This window comes from Amycolatopsis sp. NPDC058986 (assembly GCF_042741125.1).
GTDB lineage: Bacteria > Actinomycetota > Actinomycetes > Mycobacteriales > Pseudonocardiaceae > Amycolatopsis.
This window is the reverse complement of record NZ_JBHYJW010000003.1, coordinates 237,606-259,297: the sequence shown is the minus strand read 5'-3', so window position 1 is coordinate 259,297 and position 21,692 is coordinate 237,606. Positions and strand designations below refer to the sequence as shown.

Here is a 21,692-nt window from a genome sequence, read left to right as displayed (position 1 = left end):
CCGAGGAGTGACGTCGACGCCTTTTGCCCAGTTCACGACGCGTTTCGTGCGCGGCGGCACGAAATGTTCGCGTGATGTACACGTATGGTGTGTCCCTGTCCCGGACAGGGGCGTCAGGGTGTTTTTGCCGGTACGCGGATCGACGGTGTGTGCGATGAGGTCTGTGGGACGGCGGTGTGATCAGACGAATGGACCCTTTCCGCTCATCTTCGCGATGCAGTAGGGTGATCGGCGGCGGGGGCCGGATCCGGCCATCCGGGGCGCATGGCCACGTTTCGCCTTGGTACGCATCAGGTCTTGCCGGGCCTCGTCTTTCTTCGTCCTCTGTTCACCGTCGCCGCGCGGGCTTTCGAACGAGTACGTCCCCGTGGCGGCGAGAGCCACGTGATGGAGTTGCGAAAATATGGCGAAGTCTCTGGAAGAATGGATCGAAACAGATGTGCGCGCGGTACAGGACAAATCGTTGTCCTGGCTGTCCCAGTACTACTTCTTTCGTGATCCGACCCGGCCCGCCTACATCGACCCCTATTATTTCTTCTCGCCCGCCGACGGGGTCATCCTCTATCAGGAGGTCGTCGAGCCGGGCGACTGCCTGGTCGACATCAAGGGGAAGCCGTATTCCCTGCGGGACGCGCTGCGCGATCCCTCCTACGACAGGACGAGCCTGGTCATCGGCATCTTCATGACCTTCTTCGACGTGCACGTCAACCGGGTGCCCTACTCCGGGCGGCTCTCCTACCGGGAGCTCGACTCGATCGACACGTTGAACCTCCCGATGCTCGCGGTGGAGAAGGAACTGGTGGAGGAGCTCCGGATCGCGACGGGGGACGCCGAGTACCTGCACAACAACCAGCGCGTGGTCAACAGGTTCGACAACGCGGATCTGAACGGGCCGTACTACGTCCTGCAGATCGCCGACTACGACGTCGACTCGATCACTCCCTTCGAACTGAAACAGAATCAGCCGGTCTCCCAGGGAGATCGCTTTTCGCAGATCCGGTACGGCTCCCAGGTGGACCTGGTGATCCCCGTGTCGGATCGCTACGACCTCACGCCGCTGCAGCGGACGGGTGACCACGTCGAGGGCGGCGTCGACCCGCTGGTTCGGATCACGGACCGGGACACCTCCGAAGCGGAAGGAGCGGCGAGATGACGTCGACGACCACCCCGGCCCCCGCGGGACCCGCCACGGGAACCGGGCCGGACCGGCCCGCGGCCAACCCGACCCAGCTGCAGCGTCCGGCGTTCCTGCTCAACGCGCCCTTCTCCTACCGGACCGAGGTGGCGAACAACATCTGGATGGAGGAGCTGGCGGAGGCCGAACGGGTTCCGGACACCAGGAAGGCGATGACCCAGTTCCTCGAACTGTACGGCTTCCTCGCCGGCGACGCGCTGGTCTACGTCCTGCCGACCCCGCGGACCGACGGCCTGCAGGACCTGGTGTTCACCGCGAACCTCGGGATCGTGCTGGAACACCTGCCGGACAAGGACACCGTGGTCGTGTCGAATTTCGCCTCGGTGCCGCGGCGTGGGGAGACCGCGGTCGGCGTCCCGTTCTTCGAGTCGATGGGGTACCGGACCTTCGTGCCGGAGACCTGGTTCGAGGGGGAGGCCGAGCTGAAGCACCTCCACGACAACGTCTACGTCGGCGGGTACGGACAGCGTTCCCAGCGGGAGACCTACGACTGGATGGAACGCGAGTTCGACATGAAGGTCGTCAAACTCGAATCGACCGACCGGTATCTCTACCACCTCGACTGCACCGTATTCCCGATCACCAGGGAACAGACACTGGTGTGCACCGAAATGTACGAGGAGGACGAGATCGCCGAACTCGAACAGTACACCGAGATCATCGACGTCAGCGCGGATCTGTGCTATGCCGGTATCTGCAACTCGGTGCGGCTGCACAACACGATCCTCAACGCCTCGCACATCCACGATCTGAAGGTGGGGACCGAGGACTACCAGTCCGAGATCGGCAAGAACCGCGCACTGGAGGATATCGCCGGAAACCTGGCCTTCGAGCTGAGTTTGATCAACCTCAGTGAGTACCACAAGGGCGGCGCGCTGCTCTCGTGCATGGTGCTGCACCTCAACCGCTATTCCTACGCGTTCCAGCTGATCTGAAGACGCGCGCCGATCGTGCCGCCCGGCCGGAATCGGCCCGGCGGCACGGCCGACGTGCCGAACGGGGAATCGCGTTCGCGGGACGAAACCTTGTGGTGCCCTTTCCCGGCTCCTCCGTGCGTTTCGCGCGCGGACTTCGTGTGATCGAGGAGATCGTCGTGCAGGCACCGCCGCACCCCGAAACGGAATCCGAATCCGAAACCACCGCGGAACCCGGTACGCACCGCAAGGCGCTGCGGGTGCTCTGGCATTATCTGAAACCCGTTCGCCCCCTGCTCATCGGCCTGTTGTTCCTGGAACTGGTCGCGCACGGCGCCACCCTGGTGCAACCGCTGGTCGCCCGCTGGGTGATGGAGCATCTGGAGGAGGGCAGCCGCGGGCTGATCGGGCCCGTGGTGATGCTCGCCGGGATCGCGCTCGTCGGCATGGTGCTGTCCTGGGTCTGCACCTTCCTCCTCGGGCGGACGGGCATGGGACTCGTCCGGGACATGCGCCGCCGGCTGACCCGGCGGGTGCTGGCCGGGACCGTCGCCGCGGTGGAACGCCGCCCGGTGGGCGACTTCCTTTCGCGGGTCGGCAGCGACACCACGTTGTTGCAGGAGACCGTCGGCGGCGCGGTCATCAACGCCGCGGCCGCGCCGGTGGCGGTGCTCGCCGCGATCGTCCTGATGGGCACGATCGACCTCGGTATGCTCGGCCTGGTCGTCGGGCTGTTCGCGGTCACGACCTTCGGCGAGAAGTTCGCGCTGCGGCGGGTGGGCGAGGCCGTCGAGCAGGAACAGGCCAGGGTCGCGTCGATGACCTCGGCGCTGCAACGGGTACTGATCGCCTTCCGCACGGTCAAGGCGTCCGGCACCGAGCGGGCGGAGGAACACCGGATCGGGTCGGAGGCCGACGCCGCCTATCGCGCCGGGGTGCGGTCGGTGCGCGCGGAGGCCTGGGTCGAGGTGATCGCGGGCGCGTCGGTGGACCTGACCTTCCTGATCGTGCTCGCCGTCGGCGCCACGCGGGTGGCCGACGGCACCCTCGGCGTCGGCGATCTGGTCGCCTTCCTGCTGTATCTGATGTATCTGCACGAGCCTGTCGAGTCCGTGTTCCACGCCGCGTCGGAGATCTCCGAGGGACTGGCGGCCGTGCGCCGGGTGGAGGAACTCCGGGACCTGCCGACCGAGCGTCCCCGGCCCGCGTCGACCGCTTTGGTGCGGATACCGGACGGCCCGCCGGAGGTGCGCTGCGAAGGGGTGTGGTTCGGGTACCGGGACCAGCCCGTGCTCCGCGATGTCGGGTTCGTCGCTCCGGTCGGGCTCACGGTGCTCGTGGGTACCTCCGGCGCGGGCAAGACGACGCTGCTGAGCCTGATGGAGCGGTTCGCCGACGTGGACAAGGGCAGGGTGCTGCTCAACGGCGTGGACGTGCGGGAGCTGGACCGCGCCGAGCTGCGCCATCGGATGGCCTACGTCCAGCAGGAAGCGCCGCTGCTGGGCGAAACCGTGCGCGAGGCGGCGTTGTACGGCGCCGAAGGGTCCGAGGCGGAACTCCGGCGGGCGTTGCGTTCGGTGGCCTTGACGAATTGGGTGGATTCGCTGCCCGAGGGCCTCGACACGCGAGTCGGGGAGCGCGGGGTGGCGATCTCGGGTGGGCAGCGGCAGCGGCTGGCCGTCGCGCGGGCCCTGCTGCGAGGCGCGGACGTGCTGCTGCTGGACGAGGCGACGTCGCAGCTGGATGCGATCAGCGAGCGGGTGCTGCTGGATTCCCTTGCCCACGAGGCACGCGACCGGATCGTGCTCGCGGTGACGCACCGGCTCTCGGTCGCCGTGGAGGCGGACCGCCTCGTGTTTCTGGAGGACGGCGAGGTGCGTGCGGTCGGCAGGCACGAGGAACTGCTGCGCTCGGATCCGGTGTACCGCGAACTGGTCGACGCCTCCGGAACCCGGGTCAACGGCGACCGGCCGCCCCGATGACCCGGGTCCCGGCCGAATGGGAGCCGCACAGCGCGTATGTGCTGGTGTGGCCCTGGCTGCACCGGGTGTGGGGACGGCATCTGGCCGATGTGCAGCGCGAGTTCGTCACCGTCGCACGCACGATCGCCCGGTTCGAACCCGTGCTCGTCCTCGCGCATCCCGCGGTCGCGGCGGAAGCGCGCGAACGCTGCGGCCTCGCGGTGCGGGTTGCCGAACTCGCCTGCGACGACCTGTGGGCCCGGGACACCTGCCCGGTGTTCGGGGTGGGCGAGCACGGCGCGGTGGCCGGGCTGGATCCCGGATTCGACGGCTGGGGGCGGAAGGCCGTCGCGTGGCGGCGGGATGCGGCGGTGGCGCGCAAACTGTGTGCGCTGCTCGGCGTCCCGTCCCGGCGGATGACGGCGGTGGTGGACGCCGGGGCGGTGCTCACCGACGGCGAGGGCACGCTGATCGCCGGCGAGGAGTGCCTGCTCCGCCGGAACCCGGGACGGGGCAAGGAAGAACTGACCCGGATCGTGGCGGAGGCCTACGGCGCCGAGGTGGTGATATGGCTGCCACACGGCCTTTTCGGGGACGAGACGGACGGGCATGTCGACGGTGTGGCGGCGTTCCTCGCACCGGGGCGGGTGCTCGCGCAGACCGGGAAGGACTGCGGTGAGCCGGACGAGGGACGGCTGGCGCGCAATCTCGACGTGCTGCGCGCGAGCACCGACGCGCGCGGGCGCCGGCTGGAGGTCGTGGAGATCCCCCAGTACCCGGAGATCTACCTGGGGGACGAGGCCATCGCGTTGAACTACGTGAACTTCGCCCTGCCCACCGGCGCCGTCGTGGTGCCGGTGGGCGGTGTCCCCGAGGACGAGGCCGCGCTCGCGATGTTCGAGACGGAGTTTCCCGGCCGCGAGGTCGTCGGCGTTCCCGCCCGCACCCTCGCCTGGGGCGGGGGCGGCATCCGCTGCCTGACCCAGCCGATCCCCGCGCACCTGCCGGTGCCGGGGTGAAAAGCCGTTCACCGAACGGAGAAGATCTCCTGGTACAGGGGATTGCTCCGGAAGACCCGGCCGTGGTGGGTGGACAGGAACGCACCGTGGTGGGTACCCGTCACCGTTTCCAGCCGGGCCCGCAGGTGGTAGTCCGGATGCCTGCCGTTATCGCTCAGCGTCCGTCCGAATCGGACGGACAACCGGTCGCCGGGCCGCACGTCGACGGGCTCGTCGAAACAGGGGAGATAGGTGGTGCCCCACGCCGTTTCGGTGGCAAGAGCGTCGATCGGCGGATCCTGCGGGAGGGCCCAGAGGTTGATCCACAGCAGCAGCCCGTCGATGCGGCCCGCCGTGTGGACGGTGAGTTCGGCGGTCTCGACCGCCTCGACGGTCACACCCGCCGCGAATTCGAGCGTTTCCACCGGGGCGTGGTCGGTCAATAGCGCTTCGGGCGTGGGATGACTGAGCAGCAGCCGCACGTCGAACGGATGACCGGTACTGGTGAAAATCCGATCGAGATAAGGCAGCGATTCGGGATGGAAAGCCAGATCCGGCACGATATCCCGCACACAGATACCGCCCGCCATCGTCACGCACCGGTCCGGCACCATGACCCCGCCCGGTGCCAGCAACCGGGCGTGCGCGTCGGCGAGTGCGGCCGCCGCTCCCTCCGATCCGCCGATCGAACCGATGATCTCGGATACGCAGAGGTCGAAACGCCGATCGGTTTCCAGTTCGGTCGACCAGGACCGGACCAGGGTGAGCCGGTCGCGATACGGGGATTTCTCCAGTGTTTTCCGCGCGAGCACGGCCGTGCTTTCCAAGCCTTCCACAGCGGTGGCGTGGCGTGCGCCGTACTCCAGCGCCAGCGTGGCCCAGTCCAGGTCACGTCCGGTGCCGATGTCCAGCACGGTGCGGCCGGCCGACACCGCGCGCAACGCGGATTCGTAGGCGGCCTCGCATACTTTGTCTTCGGCCATGTAGTCGTAGTCGTAGGAATCGTAGACGGGGTACTCGCCCGGCGATGCCCAAAGCGTGAGCCGGTCGTCGGCGGCACCGAGTGCGACCGGCACACTGATTTCCCGATGACGGGAGAGTTTTTTTCTGCGAAAGCCGTTGATCATCAGGCCACTTCCATCGTCGAAATTGACCCGGACATTTGCTTATCGACCTGATGACAGTATCGGAACGGACCCGGTGCGCACAAGGGAACCCGTCGGCTCAGCGCATTAGGCCGACAGCCGCAGTGATTGCCGCGCGAGAAGGCTACGCGATTTCGAGTGAGCGCTCAGCCGATTTCCCGGCGAAGCCGGGGTGGCGGCACCGGCCGGTCCCGCCACCCCGGGAATTCCGCCTCGCCTACGATCCGATCAGCACCGTGAGCGCGGTGGCGACCGAGGGCGAGCCGGGGTCGCCCTGCAGCGTGACCAGCGGGTTGGCGCTCATCGCGGTCCCGCCGCCCGCCAGCGCCTGGTTACGCTTCCCGATGCCGCTCGGACGCGGCAGCAGCACGGCGCCGAGCGGGTCCTCGGCGCCGGGTTCTTCCTTGTCGTACATGCGTTTTCCCCTGTGGTGAGCCTGTGTACCGATCAGAACGGATGCGTGGTGGCGACCGTGCAGACCGGCGTGCTGTGAATCGTGTGCACGGTGTCCGCGCTGGCGTGCGGCAAGGCACCCGCGAGCGCGTTGTTGCGCCGTGCCGACGTCGTGGGCGTGGGCAGCACGATCTCGCCGATCGCGTCGTCGTTACCCGACAGGCTGTTCTCCAGCATCGATGGTTCCCCTCTCCGTGGTGCTGTTCGCCGCCCCCGGCCGCAACAGCAGTGCGGACGGGACCCGCTCGGCGAATCCCAGCCGCAGCAGCCCGTAGCCGATCCCGGCCAGGCCGGTCAGCAGCCCCGGGGACGGCACGGCGCCTGGTGTGCCACACCGCGGGCCGTGGCGATCCAGAGCCGCCAGCAGCGTGCCGACACGGCATCGGACCGCGGCGGCGGCGCCAGTGTGACCATCTTCGGCCAGCACGCACAAGGCTTCGACGATCCCCGCTTCGCCGTGGCAGAGGCTCATGTCCTTGAGGGGTGCCTGATCGGCCAACACGGCGACGGCCTCGTCCAGAACGGCGTTGTCGGCGCCGACCTGCGCGTGGGCCAGCGTGGCGCCGGCGAGGCCGCCGCACCAGCCGCGGCCGGCGCCCCAAAAGGCGGCGAACCCGGCCCGTCCCGACGTCCGGAAGTCCACCCGGTGGTGTGCCCCGGCGAGCGCCCACGCGATGCCCGCCGCACCGGTCGCGAAGCCGGCGTCCGCGGACGGTCCGCGGTCGAGCAGCAACTCGGCGTACCGCTGCGCGAGCCGGTCGGCCTGGTCGAGACCGGTTGCCGCGTGGACGGCCCGCATCGCGGCGAGCCCGCCGGCGAGCCCGGTCATGTACTCCGCCGGGGTGTCCGGGCCCGCCGCGGGCATCGCGGCCACGGCCTGTTCCACGAGTCCAGCGGGCACGTCGTCGCCGAGCAGGGCCGTCAGCCGGGTGGCGGCGTAGGCGACGCCGCCGAGCCCGAGCGGCCCGCCGCAGCCCGCGGCGTCGGCGAGTTCCCGGTCGGCCCGCATCTTTTCGAGCAGTGCCGGGAGCGGTCGCACGGCCTGGGCCGCGAGATCGCGGTAGCGCGCGATCCCGGACAGCTCGGCGAGCTGGGCGAGGAAGAGCGCGACGCCGGTGTAGCCCTCGCCGAGGCCCGCGCCCATGGGCAGCACGGCCCAGTACCGCTCGTCGATCACCTCGAGCCCGAGCCAGTTCGCGCGCCGCTCGTCGCCGAAGGCGCGGGCGAGGATCCGGTCGGCGATCCCGCACGCGGTGACGAGCAGCTGCGCGGTGCCCGGCGCGTTGCTGGGCGCGGCGTCGGCGACGATGTCCGCGCAGCGATGCGTGACCTCGGCCGCGCCGCTCGCGACCGCGGCGGAGATCAGCCATTCCTGATCGCGCTGGTCCACCGTGCTCATCGCGCCGAGCTTCCCGAGCACGGCGTCGAGCGCGGGCGAGGCGAGCATGCCGTCGATCCGGTTCCCTCCCGAATCCCAGAGCGCGGACGACGTCGGGCGCGTGGTGAACATCGGCACGTCCCCGGCCCAGAGATCTTCGCGTTCGGCCGGGACCAGCTGCTCGCGGACGAGGTCGCCCGCAGAGTCGGTGGCCAGCAGATCGAAGGCGCCGTCCCGGTCCTGCGCATCGCGCAGCAGGTCAGGATGGGTGGTTTCGTCGAGGATCCGGGCGTAGAAGTTGGTCGGCCGGATCAGCACGCGGATCGTGTCGCCCCCGCCCTCGCGCACCAGCCGGGCCAGCTCGTCGTGGGCGTCCGCGATCGTGTCGTAACCGGTCCGGAATCCGCTCAACAGGGCGGCGGTGTGCTCGGCGGGATCGACGTCGCGCCCGTCGAGGCGGGGCCGGTTGAGCGCGCCGGGCAGGATCCCGGGGATCCGCCCGAGCCGCATCCGGTCGGTGCCCGCGTCGAGCCAGCGGACCTGGTCGCTCGGCAGCTGACCGCCGCGCCCGCCGAGCCCGGAGACGTCGATGGCGCCCCGTTCGCCGACGAGGAGCTGGGGGAGCAGCATGGTGCGCTGCACGGAGCGGGAAAGCACGTCCGCGGCGGGATCCGGCTGGCGCCCCGGCGTGGGCAGCGCCGGTTGGAGCAACGTTTCGACGTCGACGAGCACGGGCTGGTCTCCGCAGGCGATGACGTTCTCGTAGTGGACGTCGGTGGCGTCGAGCGCGTGCAGCAGGGCCAGCAGGACCCCTTGCCGCCGGTAGAACCGGTCGACGTCGTCGAGGGACGCGCACGGCCGGTGCTCGACGAACCGGAGCCAGCCGTAACCCGGCCGCGCCAGCGCGTCCACGGTGCGGAGTTCGAGGCCGGGAACCCGCGCGTTGAGCCAGCCCACGATGCCGGAGAACCGGGTGTGCAGGCTCAGCGGACGCGGTTTGTAGATCACCTTGTGCCCGCTGGAGAATTCGAGCAGCCGGACGGACCGGCCGCGCTGGTGCGAGTCCCCGGCGCCGCCATACACCCGCAGCAAGGTCCCGAGATCGCCGTCGGCGAAGCTTTCGGCGATGCGCGCGCGATCGGTGGTGAAGCGGTCGAGAAGCTCCACAGTGGACTCGACAGCCTGGAGGCACAGCTGCCCGAGCAGCCGGGCGAGCACGGGATACGTCGTGAAGAGGCCGGTGAGCCCCTCCCGGGTGCCGGTGCGGCGGGCGAAGTCGGCGAACCGTTCCTCGGGGGTCGAGCCGTCGAGCGTGCCCGCCGTCCTGGCCCGGTTGAGCTCACGCACCAGTGTCCGTACGGCGATCGTGACGAGCCGGTCCCCGACCTCGGCCGCCACCCGCTCGGTGAGGGTGCTCTCGTCGACGCGCGCCAGATCCGCGGCGGCCTGGCCGAGGCGGTGGCGGACGACGTCGACGAGCGGGTGGAACACACCGGCGAACGTCGCCCGCCAGTCCTCGGGCGCCTGAGGAGCACTCGTCACGTTCGTGCTGAGGGCTTCGGCGATGAAGGCCGCCCAGTCCGGGCGGGTTTCGTCGGCGCGCCGTTCGCGCGCCGTGTGGCCGGGGGTCCACCAGCCCGGTGGCAGGGCCGTGGTGGGCCGCTCGGGAATCACTCCGATGATGGTGCCAGCGGGGACAGGGCGGGCACATGGGGGCGAGACGCGTATTTTCCGGCTCGCGTCCGCCACGACGTCCTGACCTGCGAGGATCGTCGGCTAGCGGCGCCAGGTCCGCCCGTTGGGGCAGCGAACGCGGGGGTGTCCGCCCGCGTTCCGCGCGCGCCCGGTACGCGGCGGGCCGGGGGCGGGAGCGGAATTTGGGGTCCGCGCCCCCATGTGCGCGCGTGGGGAAGGCGTCACGATCTGGTGGTCGGCTGGGGGGCCGCTGGTGGCAGGGAGGTGCCGGTGCACGTTCTTCGCCGCGTCGAACTCAGGGGGCGCAACGAACCATGACCACGTTCCGATACTCCCGCGCCACGCGGCGCCGCCCGCGGGCCTGCCGCTCGCTGAAGATCGTGCTCTCCGGTCTTCCGTCGGAAACACACGCGTGGAACCTGGTGGCACTGCAGCTGATCATGGAGGGCATGGGGCACGAGGTGGTGAACCTCGGCGCCGGTGCGGACGTGGCGCGGGTCCTCGCCGCCTGCCGCCGGGAACGGCCGGACTGCCTGGTACTGAGCACGGTCACCGGCCGGGGCCAGGCGGAGGCCGCGCGGGTGATCTCGAAGGTACGGGCCGATCCCGCGCTCAGCGGTCTCACCGCCGTGCTCGGCGGCAGGCTCGGTGCGGGCGGCGATCCCCGCGCCGAGCTGCTGGGGCTCGGCTTCGACGAGGTGTTCCATGTCGATTCCGCCGACACCGGGAAGGCGGTGGCCTCGTTGCGGGAGTTCGTTTCCACGCGCGCGTGCTGAGAATTGGGGGTACGCACCGAGGGGACGCCCCCGGTGCGTCTCGGCAGCGGCCCGCAGGGGCCTCGTTGAGGGACGCAGAGTCGCTCAACGAGGCCCCTGCGGATGATCAGAGGCGTTCGACGATGGTCGCGTTGGCCAGTCCGCCCGCCTCGCACATCGTCTGCAGGCCGTAGCGGCCGCCGGTCTGCTCCAGCACGGACAGCAGCGTGGTGAGCAGCCGCGCGCCGCTGCCGCCGAGCGGGTGGCCGAGCGCGATCGCGCCGCCGTTGACGTTCACCTTCGCCAGGTCGGCGCCGAGCTCGGCCTGCCACGCCAGCACGACGCTCGCGAACGCCTCGTTCACCTCGAAGGCGTCGATGTCCGAAAGGGACAGTCCGGCCCGGTCGAGCACCTTGCGGGTGGCCGGGATGATCCCGGTGAGCATGTAGATCGGGTCGTCGCCCGCGACGGCGAAGCTGTGCAGCCGCGCGCGGGGACGCAGCCCGAGCTTCGCCGCGGTCTCGCTGCTGGTGATCAGCACGGCGGCGGCGCCGTCGTTGATCGGCGACGCGTTGCCCGCGGTGACCCGCCAGTCGAGTTCGGGGAACCGCTGTTCCCAGACGTCCGCGCGGTAGGCGGGCCGCAGCCCGGCGAGGATCTCCGGGGTCGTGCCGGGGCGGACGGTCTCGTCGGTGGTGACGTCGGCGAGCGTCCCGTCCGGGCGGGGCGCCTTGAGCGGGGCGACCTCGCGGGCGAAGCGCCCTTCGGCCCACGCCGCGGCGGCGCGGCGGTGGCTTTCGGTGGCGTACACGTCGAGGCGTTCACGCGAGAACCCCCATTTCGCGGCGATCAGCTCGGCGCTGATTCCCTGCGGTACCAGCCCTTCCGGGTACCGCGCCGCGACACCGCTGCCGAACGGGTCCTGCCCGGCGGACTGGCTGCCCATCGGCACCCGGCTCATCGACTCGACGCCCGAGGCGATCACGACGTCGTAGGCCCCGCTGATGACGCCCTGCGCGGCGAAGTGCACGGCCTGCTGGCTGCTGCCGCACTGGCGGTCGACCGTCACCGCCGGCACCGATTCGGGCAGCCCGGCGGCGAGCGCGGCCCAGCGCGCGGTGTTCATGCTCTGCTCGCCGATCTGGCCGACCGCGCCGCTGATGACGTCGTCGACCCGCGCGGGGTCGATCCCGGTCCGCTCCACCAGCGACCGGATCGCGTGCGCGTGCAGGTCGACCGGATGCACCCCGGCGAGGGTGCCGTTCGGCTTGCCCTTGCCGATCGGGGTGCGTACCGCGTCGATGATCACTGCGTCCGTCATGGCCCGTTCCTCCTTCTGTGCCTGAGGAAATCCGGTATACGCCCAGTGAGTTGGATTCCACAACCCGCTGAAGGTTCCCGTGTTGCCGGAGTCACAACAGCGGGTCCACGTGCTAGGTTGGATTTGACGACCGAAGGAGGTCCGGGATGGCGGCGCGCGGGCGGGACTGCTCGATCGCGGACGCGCTGGAGGTGATCGGCGAACGCTGGAGCCTGCTCGCGCTGCGGGAGATCATGCTGGGGGAGCGGCGCTTCAACCAGATCGCCGAGAACACCGGCGCGAGCCGCGACATCCTCGCCGCCCGGCTGCGCAAGCTCGTCGAGGCGGGCGTGCTCGAAAAGCGCCAGTACGAGGACCATCCGCCCCGCTATGACTACCTGCCGACCGAGGCGGGCCGCGCGCTCCAGCCGATCCTGCTCGGGCTGATGGCCTGGGGCGACCAGTACGTCCACAATGGACCTCCGCCGACCGTGTGGCAGCACGCGTGCGGCGCCGAACTGAAGCCGGAGACGGTGTGCGCGTCGTGCGGCGAGCCGATCGACGCGCCTGGGACGAAGCCGCTGCGGATCGGCGCCGTGCGCTGACCGGTACCGTCGTGTCCGTGCCGTTTCCCGACGAGATCGCGCCCGTGGCGGTGGTCGGCCACCGGCCGGAATGGCCCCGCGAGTTCGACCGGCTGGCGAAGCTGGTCGGGGACGCGCTCGGCGAGGTCGCCGTCGCGATCGACCACGTCGGCTCGACCTCGGTGCCCGGCCTCGCGGCCAAGGACTGCGTCGACATCCAGGTCCGGGTCGCGGCGATCGACGAGGAACGCCTGGTTTCCCTGTTCGGTGCCATCGGTTTCCGGTGCCGCCCGGAGCCGTGGAACCGCGTCGAGACCTCGGCCGGGACGCGGTGCCGGAAACTCGTCTTCGCGCCGCCGCCCGGTGCGCGCCGGTGCAACGTCCACATCCGGGAGCACTCCGGTCCCAACGCGCGCTTCGCGCTGCTGTTCCGGGATTACCTGCGGGCCGACAAAACCGCGCGCGACGCGTGGGGAGCGTTCAAGCTGCGGCTGGCGGAGAGCGTGCCGGACTGGGCGGACTACGGCCAGATCAAGGCGCCCGCCACCGAGGTCCTGATGGCCGCGGCCGAACGATGGGCCGCGGACACCGGCTGGCGGTCGCCCTTCAGCGCTCCCGGACGGCGATGAGGAAGCCGCCGGTGGTCTCGTCGGCTTCGCGGCCGTACGCGACGGCGAGGGAGGAACGGCTGTAGGTCTGCGGTTGCCAGCCGTGATCGGAGAACCAGTCCGTCGCGCGGGTGCCGAGCCCGCCCTTCCACAACGCGGTCACGTTCTCGGCGCCGCGGAGCGCCCGGGCCTGGGTGAGGAGCCCGTCCTGGTCGCCGTCGGGACGGTGCTCACAGGCCAGTCTGCTGCCCGCCGCGGACAGCTCGCCGACGGTCGTGAGCATTCGGGTGGCCTCGTCGTAGGACAGGTAGACCAGCAGCCCTTCGGCAAGCCAGGCGGTGGGGAGCGTGGGATCGAAACCCGCCGCGCGGAGTTCGCTCGGCCAGTCCTCGCGCAGGTCGGCCGGGACCACGGTCCTGGCGCACCGCGGGGCCGCGGACTCCCGCGCCAGCACGTCGTCCTTGAACGCGAGGACGTCGGGCAGGTCCAGTTCGAACAGTCGCAGCCCGTCGGGCCAGCCGAGCCGGTACGCACGGGTGTCGAGCCCCGCCGCGAGGAGCACGACCTGCGCGCACCCGGCGGCCGTGGCGGCGAGCAGGTACTCGTCGTAGAACCGGGTACGGACGACCACGTGCGCGTAGAACACCGTGCCCAGCCGGTTCGTCGGATTCGACGGGGTCAGCTCCTCGGCGGAATCCGGTGCCTCGGGGAACAGGGCCCGGCCCGCTTCGAAGAACGCTCGCGCGTAGGGATCGTCGAACAGCTTGTCCGGCCGGTTGCTTTCGAGCGCGCGCAGGCCGGCCACCCCGAGGGCGGTCCTGCTGACGGCGGGCAGCGAGTCCGGTGACGCGGTCATTGATCCACCTCCCGGTCCTCACCGTACGGCAGCGGCGGGTCTCCGTTCGGGTGATCCGCCGACGGGTGTGCCGGGCGGTTTCGTGCTGACATGACGGCCGCACCTGCGTCCGGTCTTGACGTGTTCTTGACGTAGGGTGGTCCCGGCGCGCCGGGAAGTCTGGTCGGCATTCGGGACTGGACGACGAAAGGACCCGGTCATGCGCGGTGTCGAGACGGTGCTGTTCCTCGTGGTGGTCGCGACGGTGGTGGCCACCTTCGCGAATCGCCTGCGGGTCCCGGCGCCGTCGCTGCTCGTCGTCGCGGGCGTGGTCGTCGGGCTGCTGCCGGGCGTGCCCTCGGTCGAGATCACCCCGGAGATCATCAGCCTCGTCGTGCTGCCCCCGCTGCTGTTCGCCGCGGGCGAGGAACTGCCGTGGCGGGATCTGCACGCGGTCGCCAGGCCGGTGGCGACGCTGGCCGTCGGGCTGGTGCTGCTTTCGGCGGCGGCGGTCGTGGGGGTCGCGGTCGCGGTGACGCCGATGCCGGTCGGGATGGCGTTCGTGCTCGGTGCCGTGCTGGCGAGCACCGACCCGGTCGCGGTCACCGCGCTGGCGCGCCGTCTTTCGCTGCCGCCCCGGGTCCAGGCGCTGATCCAGGCCGAGAGCCTGTTCAACGACGCGACGAGCCTCCTGCTGTTCCGCGTCGCGCTGTTCCTCGCCATCGCGGGCGGTGCGGCGTCGTGGGGACGGACGCTGTCGGAGTTCGCCGTGCTCGCGGGCGGTGGTCTGCTCGTCGGCGCGATCATCGCGGCGGGTGCCTTCGTGATCCGGCGGCACACCGAGGATCCGATGGTGGAGACCGTCGTGGCGCTGGTGACGCCGTACGCCGGATACGTGCTGGCCGAGTCGGTCGGTGCCTCCGGGGTGACCGCGGTGGTCGTGGCGAGCGTGATCCTCGGGACGCAGGCGGAGCGGCTGACCACCGCCCGCATCCGGTTGCAGGTCGGCGCGGTGTACCAGACCGTGGTGTTCCTCCTGGAAAGCGTGGTTTTCGGCCTGATCGGGCTGCAGTTGCCGACGCTGGTGCGGCGGCTCACCGGGACCACCGCGTGGTGGCCGCTGCAGGCCCTCGCGATCGCCGTGACCCTGGTGCTGGCACGGCTGCTGCTGGTGTTCGTGCTGAGCACGATCCGGCAGCGCCGGGGCGGCGGGCGCGTGTCGTGGCAGGCGCCGGCGGTGATCTCGTGGGCGGGGGCGCGCGGGGTCGTGCCGCTGGCCGCCGCGTTGTCGCTGCCGCTCACCGCGCTCGACGGGACACCGCTGCCCTCCCGCGACCTGGTGCTGCTGCTGACGACCGCGGTCATCGTGGTGACGCTGGTGGTGCAGGGCTTCACGCTCGCGCCGCTGGTCCGGCGCACCGGCATCGCGCTCGACCCGGCCGACATCCGCCACGAGCACTTCGACGCCCGCCTGCGGATCGCCGAAGCCGGGCTCTCGCACCTGGAGCACCTCGCGGAAACCGAATCGGCGCCGGAGTTCGTGGTCGATCAGCTCCGGCAGAGCTGGCGGGCCCGCATCGACCGCATCCGGACCGACGACAGCGAGGACCCGGACGGGATGTCCCGCTTCGCCGCGTACCGGGTGCTGCGCCGCGAAGTCCTCGCGGTGGAAGGCGCCGAGCTGACGCGCCTGTTCGAGCAGGGCGTGATCACCGACTCGACCCGCCGCCGGATCCAGCGCCTCCTCGACCTCGAAACAGCAGGCCTCGGCGACGACCCGGCCGCGTGATCCAGCGGCACGTCCGCGTGACCGAACGGCGCATCGGCGTGATTGAGGGGAGATCTCGCGTGATTGACGGGGAGCACCGCCCAATCACGCGAGATCTCCGGCTGATCACGCGAGATCTCCGTCAGCGGGATCCACTGTGGACGATGGAGGGCGCCGGGATCGTGACCAGTTGGCGGTCGTCGGTGTTGTAGTCGAACAGCTCGGCGTAGCGGCCCCAGTCGACGGCGATGTCGAGCTGCTGTTCGGCGTCCTCGGCGGAGAAGCCGCGCCGCAACAGGTCGAGGAAGAAGTCGGCACGCATCTTCCCGGTCGAGCTGGCCGCCAGCGCCGTCGAGATCGTGCGGACCAGCGGCGCCCGTTGCCGGACCTGCTCGGCGAAGATCTCCTTGCTGCGCAGGATGTCCGCGGTCGTGAACGCATCGCCCACCGGCGTGCAGCACAGGTCGGCGCCGACCACGAGCAGCAGGTCCAGCATCGCGGCGGCGTCGACGAGGGGGAGCAGGTCGTCGATCTCGAAGGTGAGCTCGGCCGCGACGTCGGGCAGGTCGACACGGCCGCCGCGGGCGTGGACGATCTCGACCAGCCCGGCGAGCCCGCCGACCGACGCCGAGGGCAGCGGCTGCGAAATCGGCGTCGCTTCGGCGGGTTCCGCGGCCAGGTTGTTCGGATCGCGGCCGGTGAGCAGGCCGTAGAGGTGGTCGACGACGGCGGCGAACTTCGGCGTGCGGCGATCCCGGGGCCGGGCGAGCGTGACGTCCACCTCGGCCCGGATGTGGCCGGGGTTCGCGCCCAGCACGATGACGCGGTCGGCGAGTTGGACCGCCTCCTCGATGTTGTGCGTGACGATGCAGATGGCCTTCGTCGGGAAGTTCGTGGTCTCCCACAGGTCCATCAGCTCGCCGCGCAGGTTCTCCGCGGTGAGCACGTCGAGCGCCGAGAACGGCTCGTCCATCAGCAGCACGTCCGGTTCGAGCACCAGGGCCCGCGCGAAACCGACGCGCTGCCGCATCCCGCCGGAGAGTTCCTTGGGGTACGCCGACTGGAAGCCGTCGAGGCCGATGAGGTCGATAGCCGCCAACGCGCGCTCACGACGTTCCCGTGGCGGGACGCCCTGTGCCGCGAGACCCAGTTCGACGTTGTCCTGGACGGTCAGCCACGGCATCAGCGCGAAGGACTGGAACACCATGGCGGTCCCGGGATTGGCGCCGCGTAGTTCGTCACCGCGATACCGGACGCCGCCGCGGGTCGGGGCGATGAGCCCGGCGATGGTCCGCAGCAGCGTCGACTTGCCGGAGCCGGAGCGGCCCAGCAGCGCGACGATCTCGCCCGCGCGCAGGTCGAGCCGGATGTCCTCGAGCACCCGCAACTCGTCGCCCGCCGCGCCGGTGAAGCTCTTGCTCACCGCGTCGACGCTGATCAGGACTTCACCGGTGCGGGTGGCCGGGGTGGTGGTCGTGGTCATGGGAAACCTCCGTCTACAGTGGATGGTCAGAGCGAGTAGCGCTGCTCGGCGAGGGTGGAAAGCCTGCGCCAGAACAAGCGGTTGAGGCTGACGACGAAGACGCTCATCACGACGACGCCGATGAGCAGGCGCCCGTAGTCACCGGACTCGGTGGCGTCCTTGATGTACGCGCCGAGCCCGGTGGCGTGCAGCGTGGTGCCGTTGTAGCTCACGATCTCGGAGACGATGGAGGCGTTCCACGCGCCGCCCGCCGCGGTGATCCCGCCGGTGACGTAGCTGGGGAAGATCCCGGGCAGCACGAGCCGCCGCCACCACAACGCGCACGGCAGCCGCAGGTTGGCCGAGGCCTCACGCAGGTCGTGCGGGATCGCCGACGCCCCGGCGATGACGTTGAAGAGGATGTACCACTGCGCGCCGAGCGCCATCAGCAGGATCCCGCCCCAGTTCAGGCTGATCCCGGTCGCCACGAGCACCGCGGTGACGAGCGGGAACAGGAAGTTGGCCGGGAAGCTGGCGAGGATCTGGACCAGCGGCTGCGCCAGCCGCGACACCTTCGGGTTCATCCCGATCCAGACTCCGACCGGCACCCAGATCACCGTCGCCACCACGACGAGCAGCACGACCCTGCCGAAGGTGACGAGGCCGAGCAGCAGCGCGTGGCCGATCTCGCCGAAACCCGCCGTGCGGTCGATGAAGCCGATCATGAAGAACAGGCCGCAGGCGATCGCCGCGGTGACGATGACCGCGAACACGACGTCGCCGATCCGCCGCCGGAACGCCGAGGTCCGCAGCGGATGCTCGCCCAGCCCGAACACCGCCATGGCCCGGTCCAGCGGGAACACGAGCTTGCCGAGGAACCGGGAGAGGAACGCGGGGACGCGGGACCGGCGCAGCAGCATCAGCACCAGGCTGCGCGGCGCCTCGGCGGCCTCGGCCTCCTCGTTGCGGAACCGCTCGGCCCACGCGGTGAGCGGCCGCCAGAAGAGCACGTTGACGCCGACGACCATGACGATCATGGCCACGATCGAGAGCAGGACGTGGTCCAGCTCCCCGGCGTCGCTCGCGGTCTTCACGTAGGCGCCGATACCGGGCAGTGCGTAGGTGTGGTTGTCGACGCTGAGCGCCTCCGCCGCGACCAGGAAGAACCACCCGCCGCCGAAGCTCATCATCCCGTTCCAGACCAGTCCGATCATCCCGCTGGGCGCGTCGAGCCGCCAGAACCGCTGCCAGCGCGAGAGCCGGAGCAGCCGTGCGGCCTCGTCCAGCTCGCGGGGCTGGGTGACGAGCGAGTGATAGAAGGAGAACGTCATGTTCCACGCCTGCGAGGTGAAGATCGCGAACACCGCCGCGCCTTCCAAACCCAGCTGCGAACCGGGGAACAGTGCGATGAACCCGGTGATCGTCACCGAGAGGAACCCGAGGATCGGCACCGACTGGAGGATGTCGAGCAGTGGGAGGAGTACCTTCGCCGCGCGGCGTGAGCGGGCGGCGGCGGTGGCGTAGACGAAGGTGAACACCGTCGATGCGGCGAGGGCGAGGAACATCCGCAGCAGCGAACGTGCCGCGTAGTAAGGGAGTTCGGCGGGATCGGTGGACACAGTGGACGGTGCGGTCGCCTGGTCCCACGGCACGGCGGCGCCGTGGGTGAGCCGGATCAGGGCCCACAACAGGACGGCCGCGCCGAGGAACACGACGACATCGGCGGCGGTACGGCGGCGTGGCCGGGTCAGCGCGCCACGGCTGGGAAAGGTGCGAAGCAGGGACATGGGAGAACTCGTTCTTCTCTTCAGAGGGCGTGAAAGGGCAGCGTCAGGCCGCGAATCGTCCGGTATGGACGATCCGATGTGGACTGTTCGGTGTGGAGGGAGTGGTCAGCCGGGCGGCGTTACCACCACGTGCCCGACGATCGGCGCAGCCAGATCCGTTTGACCAGGTGCGCGGCGAGCAGGTAGCCGAGAACCAGCGGGAACAGCCAGAGCAGGTACCCGGCGGGTGGCGGGGTCAGGCGCAGCGCGTCGGCGAGCGGCGGCAGGGTGAGCGCGATCCCGGTCAGTGCGGCGGCCGCGGTCGCCCACACCACGGCGGTGGCGGGCGGCGTGCCGCGCAGCGGGGCCGCGGTCCGGAGCACGAGGACCACGAGCAGCTGGGTGAGCAGGCCCTCGACGAACCAGCCGGTCTGGAACACCGCCGGATGCCCGCCCGCGTCGAACACCCACCACAGCACGGCGAACGTGGTGAGGTCGAACAGCGAGCTGAGCGGACCGAACACCAGCATGAACCGGACCATGCCCTTGGCGTCCCAGCGACGGGGCTTCGCGAGGTACCCGCGATCGACGCGGTCCCACGGCAGCGCGAGCTGCGCCCCGTCGTAGAGCAGGTTCTGCACCACGAGCTGGATCGGCAGGATGGGCAGGAACGGCAGGAACAACGCGGCCAGGACGACGGTCAGCACGTTGCCGAAGTTCTGCCCGGCGGTGATGTGGACGTACTTGAGCGTGTTGCCGAGCGTCCGCCTGCCCTCGACCACACCGCGCGCGAGCACGCCGAGATCGCGGTCGAGCAGGATCAGGTCGGCGGCGTCCTTCGCCACCGCGGTGGCGGTGTCCGGGGCGATGCCGACGTCGGCGGTGCGCAGTGCGGGCCCGTCGTTGACGCCGTCGCCGAGGAAGCCGACGGCGTGCCCGGCGGTCTTGAGCGCGGCCACGATCCTGGCCTTGTGCGCCGGGGTGAGCTTCGCGAACACCGTGGTCTTCGCGACGAGTTCGCGCAGCGCGGCGTCGTCGGCCTCGTCGATCTCGTGGCCCAGCACGATTTCCCCGACCGGGATCCCGGCCAGCGCCGCCACCTGCGCGGCGACGTACCGGTTGTCCCCGGTGAGGAGCTTGAGCGCGACGCCGTGCCGCTGGAGCGAACGCACCGCGTCGGCGGCGTCGTCACGGACCGGGTCGACGAACCCCACGAACCCGACGAGGACGAGGTTCTGTTCGTCCTCCTCGGTGTACGGGACGAACCGGGCCTCGCCCTGTTTCGCGGCGACCGCGAGGACGCGCATCCCGTTCTGGGCGTAACCGCGGACGACGTCGGCGGCCTGCGCGCGTTCGGCCTTGCCGAGTTCCACGATCGCGCCCGATTCCCGCGCGTGCGTGCAGCGGGACAGGACGTCGTCGGGGTCGCCCTTGGTGATCAGCAGGTGCCCGTCCTCCGGGCCGCGCAGGATGACCGTGGAGCGGCGCCGGGCCGGGTCGAACGCGATCTCGTCGACGGGCGAGAACATCGCGTCGGCGAGCAGGGCGTCCTCGGGATCGGCGAGCTGTTCGAGGATGGCCTCGTCGAGGCGGTTGTGCGGGAAGTCCTGGAACTGCACGGCAAGGCAGGCGTACTCGGCGGCCTCGCCGTCCGGCCGCCCGGCGAGATCGACGCTGTGTGCGTAGGCGACGCGGTCCTCGGTGAGGGTTCCGGTCTTGTCGACGCACAGCACGTCCATCGCGCCGAGGTCCTGGATGGCGTTGAGCCGCTTGACGATGACCTTGCGCCGGGACAGCCGGGACGCGCCGCGCGCGAGGTTCGTGGTGACGATGACCGGCAGCATCTCCGGGGTGAGGCCGACCGCGACCGCGGCGGCGAACATCACGGCCTGCGGCCAGTCCCCGGAGACCGTCCCGCTGATCACCAGCACGATCGGGACCATGACGAGCATGAAGCGGATCAGCGTCCACCCGACCGCGCGGACGCCGAGGTCGAAGCTCGACACCGCGCGCGGTGTCGCCGTCGCGCGGGCGAGTGAGCCGGAGTAGGTGTGCGCCCCGGTGGCGATCACGACGGCGGTGGCGCTGCCGGACACCACCGACGTCCCGGCGAAGCACAGCGACGGCGCGTCGACGAGGCCGGGCCGGTCCACCGCGCGGAGCCGGCGCGGACGCGGTGAGGGGACACGCTTGGCGACCGGCAGGCCCTCGCCGGAGAGCGCGGACTGGTCCACGACGAGGTCGGATGCCGCCACGACACGCAGGTCGGCCGGCACGATGTCGCCGGGGCCGAGCCGGACGACGTCGCCGGGAACGAGGTCCGACGGCGGTACCTCGCGGTCGAGGGGCGGGAGCGTCGCGTCACCGCGGCGGCGGACGGTGACGGTGGTGCCGACCTGCCCGAGCAGCGCGCGGACGGCGCGGTCGGAGCGGGTGTGCTGCCAGAACCGCAGCACCACGCTGAGCGTGACCATGATCGCGACGGTGATCGTGCCGCGCAGGTCGCCGAGGACGACGAAGACGACGCCAAGTCCGGTCAGCAGTGCGACGAACGGGCTGCGGACGGCGTCGAGCACGTGCGCGGCGAGACCGTGTCCTGCGGTCGTGGGCTCGGTGTTGTCACCGTGGCGGCTCAGCCGTTCCTCGGCTTCGGTTTCGGTGAGACCCTTCGGAGAGCTTTCGAGGCTCTGGAACACGGTCAGCACCGGTGCGTCGGCGAGGTCGGCCAGCCGCGCGTCGCCGTGGGGGCGGGTCACGGGGGCGGGGGAGGTACGCACCATGAGAACGGTCCTGTCGGTGGAGGTGGCTGCCGTGCTGACAACGTTGTCTTCCACGCGGACCGTGTGCGGTTACCGGGATGCTCCCGGTTCCGGCC

General features: G+C 70.6%; 17 protein-coding genes. 8 read left to right on the top strand and 9 right to left on the bottom strand.

What is annotated here, in order from left to right:
* The first annotated feature begins 403 nt into the window (after nucleotides 1-403).
* From ACFW0G_RS04845 to ACFW0G_RS04830, 4 genes are all read left to right on the top strand, one after another.
* Nucleotides 404-1,153 carry a phosphatidylserine decarboxylase gene (locus ACFW0G_RS04845; RefSeq protein WP_378323413.1) on the top strand — a complete coding sequence of 250 codons (750 nt, stop codon included), beginning with the start codon at nucleotides 404-406 and terminating at the stop codon, nucleotides 1,151-1,153.
* Nucleotides 1,150-2,130, top strand: coding sequence for a dimethylarginine dimethylaminohydrolase family protein (locus ACFW0G_RS04840; protein WP_378323412.1), 981 nt, complete (start codon nucleotides 1,150-1,152; stop codon nucleotides 2,128-2,130). The genes ACFW0G_RS04845 and ACFW0G_RS04840 overlap by 4 nt, the downstream gene beginning before the upstream one ends.
* A 140-nt stretch (nucleotides 2,131-2,270) precedes the next feature.
* Nucleotides 2,271-4,091 carry an ABC transporter ATP-binding protein gene (locus ACFW0G_RS04835; protein ID WP_378323410.1) on the top strand — a complete coding sequence of 607 codons (1,821 nt, stop codon included), beginning with the start codon at nucleotides 2,271-2,273 and terminating at the stop codon, nucleotides 4,089-4,091.
* Nucleotides 4,088-5,089 (top strand): agmatine/peptidylarginine deiminase, encoded by a 1,002-nt coding sequence (locus ACFW0G_RS04830; protein ID WP_378323409.1) that lies wholly within the window; start codon nucleotides 4,088-4,090, stop codon nucleotides 5,087-5,089. Before ACFW0G_RS04835 ends, ACFW0G_RS04830 begins: the two co-directional genes overlap by 4 nt.
* Before the next feature lie 8 nt (nucleotides 5,090-5,097).
* Here ACFW0G_RS04830 and ACFW0G_RS04825 read toward each other — a convergent pair whose 3' ends face one another.
* The 4 genes from ACFW0G_RS04825 to ACFW0G_RS04810 form a co-directional block, all read right to left on the bottom strand.
* Nucleotides 5,098-6,144 (bottom strand): hypothetical protein, encoded by a 1,047-nt coding sequence (locus tag ACFW0G_RS04825; RefSeq protein ID WP_378323407.1) that lies wholly within the window; start codon nucleotides 6,142-6,144, stop codon nucleotides 5,098-5,100.
* A 286-nt stretch (nucleotides 6,145-6,430) separates the two neighbouring features.
* Nucleotides 6,431-6,628, bottom strand: coding sequence for a hypothetical protein (locus ACFW0G_RS04820; RefSeq protein WP_378323406.1), 198 nt, complete (start codon nucleotides 6,626-6,628; stop codon nucleotides 6,431-6,433).
* A gap of 32 nt (nucleotides 6,629-6,660) precedes the next feature.
* Nucleotides 6,661-6,843, bottom strand: a complete 183-nt coding sequence (locus ACFW0G_RS04815; RefSeq protein WP_378323404.1) for a hypothetical protein — start codon at nucleotides 6,841-6,843, stop codon at nucleotides 6,661-6,663.
* Complete coding sequence (locus ACFW0G_RS04810; protein WP_378323402.1) at nucleotides 6,818-9,718, bottom strand: type 2 lanthipeptide synthetase LanM family protein; 2,901 nt, start codon at nucleotides 9,716-9,718, stop codon at nucleotides 6,818-6,820. The genes ACFW0G_RS04815 and ACFW0G_RS04810 overlap by 26 nt, the downstream gene beginning before the upstream one ends.
* A 335-nt stretch (nucleotides 9,719-10,053) precedes the next feature.
* Here ACFW0G_RS04810 and ACFW0G_RS04805 point away from each other — a divergent pair, with 335 nt between their 5' ends.
* Nucleotides 10,054-10,515 carry a cobalamin-dependent protein gene (locus ACFW0G_RS04805; RefSeq protein ID WP_378323401.1) on the top strand — a complete coding sequence of 154 codons (462 nt, stop codon included), beginning with the start codon at nucleotides 10,054-10,056 and terminating at the stop codon, nucleotides 10,513-10,515.
* A 106-nt stretch (nucleotides 10,516-10,621) separates the two neighbouring features.
* Here the strand turns inward: ACFW0G_RS04805 and ACFW0G_RS04800 are convergent, their stop codons facing one another.
* A complete protein-coding gene (locus ACFW0G_RS04800; protein ID WP_378323399.1) occupies nucleotides 10,622-11,815 on the bottom strand; it encodes a thiolase family protein in 1,194 nt (397 codons plus the stop codon).
* Between the two features lie 146 nt (nucleotides 11,816-11,961).
* On the opposite strand from ACFW0G_RS04800, the gene ACFW0G_RS04795 reads away from it, so the two are divergent.
* Together ACFW0G_RS04795 and ACFW0G_RS04790 are read left to right on the top strand one after the other, a co-directional pair.
* A complete protein-coding gene (locus tag ACFW0G_RS04795; protein ID WP_378323398.1) occupies nucleotides 11,962-12,399 on the top strand; it encodes a winged helix-turn-helix transcriptional regulator in 438 nt (145 codons plus the stop codon).
* A gap of 17 nt (nucleotides 12,400-12,416) precedes the next feature.
* Entirely contained in the window at nucleotides 12,417-13,007 is a 591-nt protein-coding gene (locus tag ACFW0G_RS04790) for a GrpB family protein (protein WP_378323396.1), read from the top strand.
* Here the strand turns inward: ACFW0G_RS04790 and ACFW0G_RS04785 are convergent.
* On the bottom strand, nucleotides 12,985-13,842 hold the full coding sequence (locus ACFW0G_RS04785) for a class I SAM-dependent methyltransferase (RefSeq protein ID WP_378323395.1): 858 nt from the start codon (nucleotides 13,840-13,842) through the stop codon (nucleotides 12,985-12,987). The genes ACFW0G_RS04790 and ACFW0G_RS04785 overlap by 23 nt on opposite strands.
* 199 nt (nucleotides 13,843-14,041) lie before the next feature.
* On the opposite strand from ACFW0G_RS04785, the gene ACFW0G_RS04780 reads away from it, so the two are divergent.
* The gene (locus ACFW0G_RS04780; RefSeq protein WP_378323394.1) at nucleotides 14,042-15,610 is read left to right on the top strand and encodes a Na+/H+ antiporter; all 1,569 of its coding nucleotides are present in this window, start codon (nucleotides 14,042-14,044) and stop codon (nucleotides 15,608-15,610) included.
* A 121-nt stretch (nucleotides 15,611-15,731) separates the two neighbouring features.
* Here the strand turns inward: ACFW0G_RS04780 and ACFW0G_RS04775 are convergent, their stop codons facing one another.
* The 3 genes from ACFW0G_RS04775 to mgtA form a co-directional block, all read right to left on the bottom strand.
* Nucleotides 15,732-17,072: a nitrate/sulfonate/bicarbonate ABC transporter ATP-binding protein gene (locus ACFW0G_RS04775; RefSeq protein ID WP_378323393.1), complete on the bottom strand. Its 1,341-nt coding sequence runs from the start codon at nucleotides 17,070-17,072 to the stop codon at nucleotides 15,732-15,734.
* A 26-nt stretch (nucleotides 17,073-17,098) separates the two neighbouring features.
* On the bottom strand, nucleotides 17,099-18,838 hold the full coding sequence (locus ACFW0G_RS04770; RefSeq protein ID WP_378323392.1) for an ABC transporter permease: 1,740 nt from the start codon (nucleotides 18,836-18,838) through the stop codon (nucleotides 17,099-17,101).
* 119 nt (nucleotides 18,839-18,957) lie between these two features.
* Nucleotides 18,958-21,597, bottom strand: coding sequence for a magnesium-translocating P-type ATPase (gene mgtA / locus ACFW0G_RS04765; RefSeq protein ID WP_378323391.1), 2,640 nt, complete (start codon nucleotides 21,595-21,597; stop codon nucleotides 18,958-18,960).
* Between the last annotated feature and the right edge of the window lie 95 nt (nucleotides 21,598-21,692).

Excerpts from the sequence above, each read along its gene's own strand:
- ACFW0G_RS04845 (WP_378323413.1), top strand. The coding sequence starts at position 404 with ATGGCGAAGTCTCTGGAAGAATGGATCGAAACAGATGTGCGCGCGGTA.
- ACFW0G_RS04840 (WP_378323412.1), top strand. The coding sequence starts at position 1,150 with ATGACGTCGACGACCACCCCGGCCCCCGCGGGACCCGCCACGGGAACC.
- ACFW0G_RS04830 (WP_378323409.1), top strand. The coding sequence starts at position 4,088 with ATGACCCGGGTCCCGGCCGAATGGGAGCCGCACAGCGCGTATGTGCTG.
- ACFW0G_RS04820 (WP_378323406.1), bottom strand. The coding sequence starts at position 6,628 with ATGTACGACAAGGAAGAACCCGGCGCCGAGGACCCGCTCGGCGCCGTG.
- ACFW0G_RS04815 (WP_378323404.1), bottom strand. The coding sequence starts at position 6,843 with ATGCTGGAGAACAGCCTGTCGGGTAACGACGACGCGATCGGCGAGATC.
- ACFW0G_RS04805 (WP_378323401.1), top strand. The coding sequence starts at position 10,054 with ATGACCACGTTCCGATACTCCCGCGCCACGCGGCGCCGCCCGCGGGCC.
- ACFW0G_RS04800 (WP_378323399.1), bottom strand. The coding sequence starts at position 11,815 with ATGACGGACGCAGTGATCATCGACGCGGTACGCACCCCGATCGGCAAG.
- ACFW0G_RS04795 (WP_378323398.1), top strand. The coding sequence starts at position 11,962 with ATGGCGGCGCGCGGGCGGGACTGCTCGATCGCGGACGCGCTGGAGGTG.
- ACFW0G_RS04785 (WP_378323395.1), bottom strand. The coding sequence starts at position 13,842 with ATGACCGCGTCACCGGACTCGCTGCCCGCCGTCAGCAGGACCGCCCTC.
- ACFW0G_RS04780 (WP_378323394.1), top strand. The coding sequence starts at position 14,042 with ATGCGCGGTGTCGAGACGGTGCTGTTCCTCGTGGTGGTCGCGACGGTG.
- ACFW0G_RS04775 (WP_378323393.1), bottom strand. The coding sequence starts at position 17,072 with ATGACCACGACCACCACCCCGGCCACCCGCACCGGTGAAGTCCTGATC.
- ACFW0G_RS04770 (WP_378323392.1), bottom strand. The coding sequence starts at position 18,838 with ATGTCCCTGCTTCGCACCTTTCCCAGCCGTGGCGCGCTGACCCGGCCA.
- mgtA (WP_378323391.1), bottom strand. The coding sequence starts at position 21,597 with ATGGTGCGTACCTCCCCCGCCCCCGTGACCCGCCCCCACGGCGACGCG.